The organism is Prolixibacter bellariivorans ATCC BAA-1284, assembly GCF_000621705.1.
GTDB classification, from domain to species: domain Bacteria; phylum Bacteroidota; class Bacteroidia; order Bacteroidales; family Prolixibacteraceae; genus Prolixibacter; species Prolixibacter bellariivorans.
On sequence record NZ_JHXO01000009.1, the window covers coordinates 360,795 to 372,050 of the forward strand.

Sequence of the window (11,256 nt, forward strand, 5' to 3'; positions counted from 1 at the left end):
AAAATCAGTGATTATTCTTTTTATATTCTATTTTTTCTGTGCCGGAAAACCATCCGGGAGCACTCCAGATGACATTCCAAAATGGAACAGGAATGTCCAATTCGGCACAAGTACCCTCTTTTAGCTCCGTAGTAATGGTATCTTCTTTTCCTGATTTTACTTTTGTTATCCATTCCGGCTCAATAACCATTTCTCTCGCGATGGTAATAGCATCCACTCCGGTTAGATAAGCATTTAGCCCATCCTCAGCCGTATAGATTGAACCTCCCCCTAAAAGAACTGTGCGGTTGTTTATCTGTTTACTGATTAAAGTCAAACGTTTTTCTGATAAATCATCTAACCCGGCTCTTGGCTTCGAATCATAACTATTTACCAGCACATCAATAAAATCAACATTGCTTTTTACCAGTGCTTCTGTAAAGTCCAGTGCATCTCTCATCGTTAAGCCTGGTTGCAAGCTTTCCTCAGGAGAGAACCGGTAGCCTAAAAGAAACGGCTGTGTTGCATGTTTCCTGATGACGTTTTTTGCCTGTTCTATAACTCGTAGTGGTAATGCAAACCTTTTTTTCTGGCTGCCTCCCCATTCATCTGTCCTTCTATTGGTATAAGGTGAAATAAATTGTTGCAAAAGATATCCATAGGCTCCATGCATTTCTACACCATCGAATCCTGCTTCTATTGCCCGTCGTGTTCCTTCACCAAAAGCAATGATTATTTCCTCAATCTCGTTACTTGTTAATTCCCTTGGAGTGACAACACTTCTGTCTGGTGTCGCAATTCCACTGGGAGATACAACATTTCCGTCCACCAATTCAGGCGGACAAACACCACCTCCATGGTGTAACTGGAGAATTGCTAAAGCACCTTCGTCTTTTATCGTTTTCGCCAGTTTCTTTAAATCGGGAATATAACTATCGTTACAAATTAAGGGTTCGCCGACATAAGCTTTTCCTTCAGGCGTTACTGCATAACATGCAGTAATGACAATTCCTGTCTCTTTTGAGCGGCGTTTGATATAAGGTAATTCTTCAGGGTTCATACTACCATCTTCGAATGAAGAATAATGTGTCATTGGGGCTAAGGTGATACGATTTCTGGATTTTAAACCATTTTTAAAATGTAGTGGATTGAAAAGTGATGCAAATTTTGTTTTCATATTATTTCTATTTTCTTCAATTGTTTATAGGCACAAAGATATTTTTCATTATATGATGAAAATATGCCGATAAGACATTTTGTTGGTCGAATTAGACTATTTTTGTATTTTTATTGCACCTATTGTCCTTGTTGGACGTTTAAGCCGACAAATATTGAATGTATGATTTTTGAATTCTATCCTGATAGCAAACTTGATTATATAGGGAAATTTGCAGCGCAATTGGGAATTACGTATTCCGATAATTTTTTGCAGATTCCTTCGCCATTAGGTGAAGGTTTTATAAAAGAAGTTCATCTGGAATCGGACTTTAAGATTTTAATCCACAAGTATCAGCTAAAACAAGGGCTTACCATCAGACGCTTAGCTACAAATGAACCACATGATATACTTACGTTCCGGTTTATCAGCCGTGCTTCGATGAATAAAAATTATTTGTCTAATGTGCAGGTATTAAACTGCCATGTGGCAATAGATGACTTTATCACACCCGACGAAACGGTTTATTATGTGATTGTTAGTATCAGCAAAGATAAATTAATGGCTCTTACCGACCTTAATGCAGAAACTAGAGAAGTTAAGCCTTTTTTCAGTTCTTTGAATAAACCCTTATTATACCAGGAGGCCGTAACATTTGAAATGAATAAGATTCTCAAAGAGCTTTCAGAATTACAAGCGTACGGGAAATTGGAAAAGTTCTATTACAAAATGCGGACAATTGAATTGCTCTATGCGTTCTTTACTCGATTTTTTGAACGTTCAGTCCGGAAAGCGCCTCATGCAAGTAAGGCTGATGTTGAAAAGATCCTTACTATTGAAAAGGTCATTTTAAGAGATTTAAGTGTTCAACCCAACCTTCCCTCACTTGCGATAGAAGCAGGTATGAGCGGAACAAAAATGAAATCGTTGTTTAAAGAAATCTTTGGCTCAAGTATTTACAATTATTATCAGCATGCAAGAATGACGGAAGCTGCATCTTTACTGAAAAGTAATAAAAACTTATCGGTGTCTGAGGTCGGTTATCAATTAGGATTTTCCAATTTAGGTCATTTTTCCAGGATATTCAAAAAGATTATAGGTGTAAATCCTAAAGAATATGCAAAGGCACGTTTGTTTTGAATTTGAAGCAAGGATTTATTGAAGGGGCAAATGTTTTTAGACATGGTCTTTGAGCATTAGCAAAGATTGTACTCTTTTGCAAATTTTGGTTTACGGGTTAGCCACTGCGATTTGTAAATGTGTGCAATGTTTATAGGGTTTTTACAATGAACGCTAACGGTCACTTGTATATGGTCGGGTGGCCCCGAATCCTCGGGGTCCAACAGAAATCCTGTCAGACCGGAAGGGAGTTGCACCAATGGTTTGACCTGTCAAACCGAGATGAACCTCACCTGCCATATGACAAATTGTTATGGCTAGTTCTTATTTATTTTTTTAATCAAATATTCATAAGTCGTTTTATTTGCCGAATCAGATTTTAATTCAGATTCCCAGTAATTTATCAAGCTGTCTCGATGTTCAATTCCTTGTTTAATCTTAAAATCAACTTCTCGAATGATAAAAATACTGTCAACAAATGAAGCAATTCCTTTTTGCGAATTGTATCTGAAAAGTCTCTGTTGAAATATCCGTTATTTATATAAAAGTCAATTGTTTTTTTACCGTCACTTATCCGTTCCATGTGAATCGTGTCATCCTCACTAATTAAATTAATTAAGTCCTTATCAAGGATGTCAATCTTATACGCTTTTGTTGGTGTTACCAAACTGTCATGTTGGATTTTATATTTTCCCATTGGGTGTAGCTCCCACTGTCTGTCAAAACTTTCAAGTGTATCCTGGTGAAAATACAACTCGGTGTATACGTTTTCACCCATGTCGTTTAACAAACATCCCCAATTCCCTTCCAAGTCAACTTTACTAACTTTTTTCGTTTGGCATTGAGCAAAGACAATTAGAACGATGATTAGAATATTGAATCTCTTAGGTTTGGTTTTTTCAAATTAGCCATAACTCATGTGTATCAAATATGGTTGTTATTTCTCTTTTAACAAATTTGTAGGTGTTGTTATACTAACAGAATGAGGGGTATAACAACACCTATTATGTTGAGTTCTTAAAAACTTAGTCATCTCAAATTAACAAAACATTTTTAATCAAACACTTCCGGGTGCTTACCTTTTTAATCTGACAGGTTTGGTTATCACTTAATCGCACCAAACCCAATCCCCGTCGAGTTGCCCAACCCTACATTCCAGATAAACACTTTGGTTCCGGGACGTCCCTGGATATAAACCGGACACCAGCTGGCCTTATTTCCAATTCCTTTATAGGTTATCAGCTTGGTGCGGGCTTTGGGGTATTCTGCATCGAACCGGATATCGAAAGACTCATCATCGATTCCGGCTTTCTTTAGTTTGGTTGTCACGGTTTCCTTCAGGTAGGTATTGGCCCTGGGATTGTCGTACAGAATATGGCCGATCCGGTCGTCTACCCGTCGTTTAATAAAAACCGGGCTGGCCGTAAAGAACCGGTCCCGGTGACTCAAATCGGGATCTTCCTGCGCGATAATCTCCGCTATTTCCAGTCCCCGGAACAACACTGGATTGGCTTGTATCCCGGTTACCAGGCGGCGGATTAGTTCCGGATGGTGTGAGCTAAAGAAAAAAGAGGCTCCGTTATCGAAACGCAACCCGCTGCCGGTTTTCCGGCCTCCCTCCAGCCATGAGTAAGAATACAGTGAAAGTTCACCATGCTCATTGTTCCACCCCAACCATTTGTGGATGGTTCCGGTTAACAGGTGTTGGTGCTCAAAAGGAAGCAGAATATTCCGTGCATCGGTTTTCAAGTAAATTCTCATAAGTGAATATTCGTTGGTTTTAGTCCGGCCGCTCCTTCACCTTCTTAAATTTTCACACTTAACGGCCCTGTTTTTTTTATTGTTTTTGAACCATTTTTAATTCCCTGCGCAATGCTTTTTAATCGGGTGCGCATCCGATGATCATTTTATGCGCATCCGTTTCCAATCCGATGCGCATCCGTTTGAAATTTCCTGCGCAGAAAATTTTTTTCGCTGCGCAGGAAAAGCAAAGCTTACACTTTTTGGAATTTAGCATTCGCTAATGTGGCTTTGATGCGAGAGCCCGGAGTGAAAACAACCTTGGCGTTTTTTACCGACGAAGCCTTTACGTCTTCGGCGGTAGCCTCGCCTGTCGATTTCAGACTGACACGCATACTGCCCAGATCACCCAGCCGAACGATCGTTCCTCGTCCCAGATTATCGACCGCTACATCTACCAGGGCATAAAGCACCGCACGAATATCTGCACCACTAACCGTACAGATTTTCTCGATAGCCTTGGTCAGGTCATCCAGATCGAGTTCGCCGTTCATTTGCGGGCTGGCATAATACTTTTTGGTACCGCCACCCACAACACCGGGCTCACCACGTTCAATCACTTTAAAATTTATAGCCATACGCTACAGATTTAATTATTAATAAATTCCTCTGAGGTTCGATTCGGTTTTGATTTGTTTATTCTCTTCGACCTGTCAACGATTGTTTTTTAAGCACTGACGGGGCAAGAAACGACTGTTCATAGGTTTAGCGCTTCCTGCCTGGAGCTGGAAGGATTCTTTGCCTGGTGATTGAATAGATACGGGGATCGGTTACCTCCGGATTGAGATTTCCCTGTCGTGTCAAAAGTTTGTTCTTCGGTCGTTTCATCAGTCTAGGTTTGATGTTATACTTAACTCTTTCAGCCGGGAATCATATTCAAATTCCGGTTGTTCTCTTTTTTCCCTTAAAAACTGATGCTATTGTTTTCTGTCTGTTGTTAGCCGGATGGTCACCCGGTTTAACCAAAATGTTAGCCTAACTTAATCATTATATAGTTAAGAATCAATCTAAAGAAAGTTAATCACATCAATATCTACCGTAATATTATAGAACAATGACATATACATTTTTTTAATTCGGTATAATGGTGGACCATAGAACAGGAAAACCCGGGGATGAACATGGTAAAACCCACGCAAAAGACAGAAAGTTAAGCCGTCAAGATGAAATATTCTTCCATAAAGACAAGGGCCGGACTTCTACTGAAAAATCCTGTCTGAAACATGGAAACCAACCTTGAAAGCAGGAAAACCGCCCACTGAGACCCCAATGTTTTATACAAAAGACTAAAAAACAACCCCTGGTATTTTAGTTACCCATTTGTATAGATTCTTCCTAAACTCCCGGGGCTGTCTGTTCACATTACCTCTTTACTTCACAACAGTTAAATATGGCCCAGGTCGCTCATAACAGAACAGCACGAACATTGCCTCTCAAAATCCAACCGGATGATTAAGGCCTTTTACGGATGTATACGTTAATACGACCGAAAGTAAAACCTTACAACCTCATAAAGCCGGTAGTTATAAGTTTTCTTATCGCTTTCTGCATTTTATATCTTCCATTCTGCATTTTGTATCCAATAAGACATCTCTGTTTTTCAATCTTTGTAACAGAAATCTAAAATGTAGCAAACATGAGTAAAACAATCTTCATCACAGGCGCCTCATCCGGGTTTGGAAAAGGATGCGCCATTGGTCTGGCAAAGAGAGGCCATAAAGTAATTGCAGCAGTACAGGTAGAATCCTTGAAAACCGTTTTGCTTGAAGCAGCCCGGGAAGAAGGTGTCGAACTGGAAGTAATTGTGGTCGATATTACCAGCGAAAGCGACCGTCAGTTTGCTTTCAACTACGAAATAGATGTATTAATGAACAATGCCGGAATTATGGAAGCCGGTCCGGTAGCTGATATTCCGATGGAAAATGTTCGCAGGAATTTCGAGGTGAATGTATTCGGAAGTCTCGCTATGGCCAAAGGATTTTTACCCCAGATGGTAAAACGCGGTTCGGGTAAAGTAATTTTCACATCCTCCATGGGAGGCTTGATCACCGTACCGTTTGCCGCAGTTTATACTTCCACCAAACATGCGCTGGAAGGATTGGCCGAAGGACTGAAAGATGAGTTGATGGGAACAGGCGTTGAAATATGTACTGTGAATCCCGGCGTATTTGGAACGGGGTTCAACGACCGGGGAGCCGAAACCATGAGCAAGTGGTTCAACATGGAAACCTCACTCACGAGAAAAGAATTACTGGAAGCCGTATTGACAGATGGCGGACTGAATGATCAGCTCGATCCGCAACTGATGATTGATGCGATGATTCGGGTGGCTGAAGAAGACAATTCGTTGTTTAGGAACGTAATTCCGGAGGCCATTATTCCCTGGATACAAGCAACCCATAAGCGCACCTGGACAATTCGCAAAAACGATACGGTATCTATCGACCCAAATTCACTTTAAACCGACAAATATGAGACACGAAAATATCCATATAACAACAGACATTGATATCAACGCCTCCAAAGAGACGGTATGGAAAGCTTTAACAGATATAAAAAGCTGGCAAGATTGGGCTAGCCTTGTACATTCCTGCAGAGGAAACGTTGAAAAGGACGGGGAACTAACCTTGAGGTTCATCAATCCCCAAGGTGGTAGTTATGCTTTTAAACGAACGGTGTTCTTGTATGACGAAGGCAACGCCTTTGGTTGGACGGGCGATGCTTTTGCCGGGATGAAAGACTTTCATGTTTTCGAGCTGGAGTCAATCGACAACCAAAGGACCCGGTTTATCCAATCCGACGGACTACACGGCGCCGATGTACCCGGGATAAAGCAACTTGAGCAAGCAATGCTGAAAGGCTACGAAATCTTCAACCAAGAGCTGAAAAACTTTATAGAGGACCCGGATTCAAACCAATTATTTACAAATCATCAGTGAATAAGGGTAGTTTTATCTATGAGTTTTTTAACTTCCCGTGTACATTCATAACTTTATATTTTAAAAAATGAATCAGGAAATTATTCACGTCAGAACCCTCTCGGAAGTGCATGACATGTTTGGACTACCCAAGCCGAAGCATCCCATGGTATCGGTGTTACGACATTCCGAATTGAAGGTTGATACCAGTCTGCCGGAGCAACGATTTAGTGTCGACATGTACATGATTTCCCTCAAAGGAAAGCAACAGAAAGCCGAATTAGTGTACGGCCGGAATAGTTATGACTTTCAGGAAGGAACCATGGTTTTTATTGGCCCCAATCAGATCTTTTCAGTCAACAATGCCGACTACTCTGAAACAATGGATGAATGGAGTATCCTGGTACACAAAGACTTTATTGCACAATCCGATCTGGGCAGTTTGATGAATAATTTCCATTTTTTCGAATACGAATCGAACGAAGCACTGCACGTTTCCGATGACGAGAAGAAATCGCTAACCGAAATCGTGCACAAGATAGAACATGAATACAACCAAAACATCGATAAGCACACCAACGAAATTATTAGCATCAACCTGGAATCGTTGTTGAAATACTGTCAAAGATATTATGACAGGCAGTTCATTACCCGGAAAAGCATCAATAAGGATATCCTGATTAAGTTCGAAAATTATTTAAAAAACTACCTGAAAGAGAACCTGTCAGAAAAAGGAATTCCAACGGTAGCCCAATGCGGAAAAGCACTCAATATCTCGGACCACTATTTAAGTGATCTGCTTAAGGCCGAAACAGGGAAAAGCGCAAAAGAGCACATTGACCTGCAACTAATTGATAAAGCAAAAAATCTATTACTTCAATCGGGGCAAAGCATCAGTGAAATTGCGTATGATTTGGGTTTTAACTACCCAAACCATTTCAGTAAACTGTTTAAATCCAAAACCGGATTAAGTCCCGGTGAATATAGAAACATGAACTAAGGTTCAGTCATCCACTTGAGGCTTTCCAACAGTATACTACTGTTTTTTGCAATGTATCTTTCCACTGTCTCTCACCCCTGGTAAAAAATTCGTCCCCGGGGGTGAGTGCATATGGAGACACTTAGGTTTTGCATTTCACATTTTTTGCTGTTCGCTGTCACTTTCCCGGATAATGCACATTTGCTGTTAAGCATTGGCGCCTGACTACCTTACTCAACTTCCTTATCAAAAGGAACAAAAACGGAGGTGCTCCTCCCATTCCCGAAGAAAAACTCTATTTCGTTGCTGGTAATCCCAAAGCCCGGTCGACTCTTAAACACATAACTCACTCATTATGAACCTACCCCGTTCGCACACCTCTATACCCTCCCGACATATAACTTTATGTATTCAACGTCAACTTCATCTCTCAGTCTCATTCGTTTTCAAACTGACGAAATGCTGTTCAAGAAGATAGAAAGTTGTACCTTAAAACAGAAAAGTTCATGTTTCAACATAGAAAAGCCCGTCTCCGAAATAACAGAACGAACCAATCATTTTAAATAAGCTAATTTAAAAAATAGGGGACTGGATCTTTAGACAGAAAAGCCCTGCCTGAAACATGGAACCAACCTTGAAAGCAGGAAACCAGCCCCCTGATAAACAACTGTTTTATACTAAAGACTGAAGACTAAAAAACAACCCCTGGTATTTCATTTACTCTTGCATTAAAGAGTTCATAAAACCCCGGGGCTGTTCGTTCACATTACCTTTTTACTTCACAACAGTTATAAATATGGCCCAGGTCGCTCATAACAAAGCAACACATATTAACTGTTATCACCTACTCCTCCTTCCGAAAGGTATAATCAAAAACTCACCAGTCTTTATTTCATCGTCAGTCAAACCATTAGCCAACCGAAGCTGATGAACTTCACAACCGTATTCTCTGCTTATTTCATATAAGGTCTCGCCGGAAACAACCTTGTGGATGCCCTGTATTCCAATGTATAAAATTCCATCGGGCTTCGGGTTTTCAATCATTTGATTTATACGCTCTGTTTCTGCCTGCTCAAAACCAAAGATACCGGATAACCGGCTTATCGCTGCTTTTTGACCGGCACTTTCTATTGGGTATGCATACAAGACCGAAGGACAGGAAACGGCATCGCGGATAACTTTAACCTGTACACTCCGGTCATCTCTCTTACTTTTTTTGTCTGCATTACCGGCAAGCTTTTTACCATTAACCACCAAAACAAAATCAGTATCTCCCGACCGCCCAACTTTGGCTCTCAACAGTTCCTTCGTCTTTTCGGCCCTTTTATATGATAACCAGTCATTATAATTGTTGCTCCCGCTTTCGTCAGCATAGCCGCTAATCAGTATCCTGCACGGCATACTTTCTTCGATTTTTTTCACAACAGTGTCAAACAGGTTCTGCTCACTACGGAGTGCTACAATGGAATCAGTTTTAAAATGCAACCGGTATGCCCAATTCGTTTTAACGGGCTCCTTTTCTACCTTATGCGTATCCTTTGTTGAGACTTTACCGGCCGGTCTCGCAACAACGTTGTTCTCCACATCCGGTTTATTCATCTGGATTACCAGGTTCTTTAAACTGTGGTTTGAGTGATACAGAACCAGCGCACTATCCCTGACACCAACCGCCCGGAAAGGGTTGACAGAGGCAATACGGAGACAATAATTGGATTGCCCGGTATTGACAAACTTCATTGGGGCCGGTGACATTCCACTACTGAGCTTCAGGAAATAGTTATTGAAATCGGTACCCCCGGGCCGACCATTCGAAGAGTAAATCAAAAGACCATTCATAACCGAAGGGAAAACATCATTTCCGGGAGTATTTACACTTCTGCCAAGGTTTTGCGGGCGTCCCCACTGACCATCTTCCCTCTCGCTGTAATAAATATCCCACCCGCCGAACGAGCCTGGCATTGTCGAACAGAAGTACAACCGACCACTGCTCTCATCGTAAAAAGGCATACCACAAGCATACTTTGCCGAGTTATACGGAAAAGGCCCTAAGGGTCCCTTTATCAAAATTTGCTCCGAGCCACCTTTTATCCTTTGCTCCGTAAGAAACTTATTATTGCCTGAACGATCTGTTGTATACGTAACTAACTGGTATCCTTTATCGACTCCAATTCTTATTCTCTTCATAGACGTAACCGAATCACTATTGGTCAGAAGTTTAACTGAATAAACAGACGAATAGACCCGTTCTCCGGAATTCCGAGTCACCATAACCGGCAAATACAATTGGTAACCCCAAACATAAAGACCGTATTCCGGAATAAAATTCTTTATTGGTAGAATAGAGACAGAAATCACACTATCTGCTCCCCATTGCTCGTGGCTGCTACCTGGGTTATTCAGCAGAGACTTGGATGCCTCACATCTTCCCCATAACCCGAAAACCAATATCAGTACCGGTAATATATATTTTCTACTATGCATCATGATATTATTTTTTATTCAGAAATAAACCAACCCGAGACTTAAATTCCTCATATTTCATTGATTTATACCTGGGAGAGAATGCCGTAAGTCTGATTCCTACAGTCAGTTCATGATTCTGAAACTTACTAAAGGAAATCCCCGTGGAAAAATTATACGTATAATTAACAATCAGCTCTTTACTGGCGTCAAATCCAATTCCCACACAAAATATGTCTTTCCCCCGCAACGCCACATTTCCCCAAAAACGATCATCGCATTTCGCTTGCACGGCTACTTCCAGTTGTGATTTCATGTTTTTACCTCCCCGGTAAAGAGCTAATGGAGTTAACTGCCAAATATCATCCAGCCAAAGTGAATACAACGCATGAACCCGGTAGTTGGCATAAGGCTTATTACCGCTTTGAACCTCGGAATAAGAGTATTCCCCGTAACCTACATTCGAAAGCGCAAAGCCCGTTTGAAAACTTTTATGCTTATAAACCATGGACAGATCACTGATAAACTTGAATTGGGACGATACATCACCATTAGTCATGACGGGATCGTAATTAAAATTCGGATCAGTATAGTAATCACTAAAATCGATAGAACTCTGAATAAAACCTGCCGATATTCCAAAATAGATATGGTCATATCTTGATTCCAGCCGGTACGAATAAGAAGCCATGCCGATGAAATTTTGGAAAATACCTATTTTATCCATCATAAGCTTACCCCCTAATCCTACACGCGTATTTTTAAGCCGGTCATGATAACTGAGTCGGATAGTATGGGGAGCTAAACTCCCTTCACCGGACCAGTCTCTCCGATAGCTCGCAAAT

The 11,256-nt window shown here is 40.9% G+C and carries 10 protein-coding genes; 4 read left to right on the forward strand and 6 right to left on the reverse strand.

The genetic code is table 11. The features are described from left to right. Positions 1–4 precede the first annotated feature (4 nt). Entirely contained in the window at positions 5–1,156 is a 1,152-nt protein-coding gene (locus T426_RS0113305) for an NADH-dependent flavin oxidoreductase (RefSeq protein WP_025863817.1), read from the reverse strand. Between the two features lie 162 nt (positions 1,157–1,318). Here T426_RS0113305 and T426_RS25195 point away from each other — a divergent pair, with 162 nt between their 5' ends. After that, complete coding sequence (locus T426_RS25195; protein WP_025863816.1) at positions 1,319–2,275, forward strand: helix-turn-helix transcriptional regulator; 957 nt, start codon at positions 1,319–1,321, stop codon at positions 2,273–2,275. A 382-nt stretch (positions 2,276–2,657) separates the two neighbouring features. Here T426_RS25195 and T426_RS0113315 read toward each other — a convergent pair whose 3' ends face one another. The 3 genes from T426_RS0113315 to T426_RS0113325 form a co-directional block, all read right to left on the reverse strand. Continuing rightward, positions 2,658–3,032 (reverse strand): hypothetical protein, encoded by a 375-nt coding sequence (locus T426_RS0113315; protein WP_025863815.1) that lies wholly within the window; start codon positions 3,030–3,032, stop codon positions 2,658–2,660. A gap of 326 nt (positions 3,033–3,358) precedes the next feature. Continuing rightward, on the reverse strand, positions 3,359–4,015 hold the full coding sequence (gene cas6, locus T426_RS0113320) for a CRISPR-associated endoribonuclease Cas6 (protein WP_025863814.1): 657 nt from the start codon (positions 4,013–4,015) through the stop codon (positions 3,359–3,361). A 233-nt stretch (positions 4,016–4,248) separates the two neighbouring features. Then, entirely contained in the window at positions 4,249–4,632 is a 384-nt protein-coding gene (locus tag T426_RS0113325; RefSeq protein WP_025863813.1) for an HU family DNA-binding protein, read from the reverse strand. A 1,058-nt stretch (positions 4,633–5,690) separates the two neighbouring features. Here T426_RS0113325 and T426_RS23715 point away from each other — a divergent pair. The 3 genes from T426_RS23715 to T426_RS0113340 all read left to right on the forward strand — a co-directional run bounded on the left by T426_RS23715 (position 5,691) and on the right by T426_RS0113340 (position 7,972). Next, positions 5,691–6,515, forward strand: a complete 825-nt coding sequence (locus T426_RS23715) for an SDR family oxidoreductase (protein WP_025863812.1) — start codon at positions 5,691–5,693, stop codon at positions 6,513–6,515. A gap of 10 nt (positions 6,516–6,525) precedes the next feature. Continuing rightward, complete coding sequence (locus tag T426_RS0113335) at positions 6,526–6,993, forward strand: SRPBCC domain-containing protein (protein ID WP_025863811.1); 468 nt, start codon at positions 6,526–6,528, stop codon at positions 6,991–6,993. 67 nt (positions 6,994–7,060) lie between these two features. Continuing rightward, positions 7,061–7,972 (forward strand): helix-turn-helix domain-containing protein, encoded by a 912-nt coding sequence (locus T426_RS0113340; RefSeq protein ID WP_025863810.1) that lies wholly within the window; start codon positions 7,061–7,063, stop codon positions 7,970–7,972. Positions 7,973–8,791: 819 nt separating this feature from the next. Here the strand turns inward: T426_RS0113340 and T426_RS0113345 are convergent. Beyond that, positions 8,792–10,435 (reverse strand): LysM peptidoglycan-binding domain-containing protein, encoded by a 1,644-nt coding sequence (locus T426_RS0113345; RefSeq protein ID WP_027585830.1) that lies wholly within the window; start codon positions 10,433–10,435, stop codon positions 8,792–8,794. Between the two features lie 4 nt (positions 10,436–10,439). Further along, a partial coding sequence (locus T426_RS0113350; RefSeq protein ID WP_157604996.1) for a PorP/SprF family type IX secretion system membrane protein occupies positions 10,440–11,256 on the reverse strand: 817 nt, incomplete at its 5' end.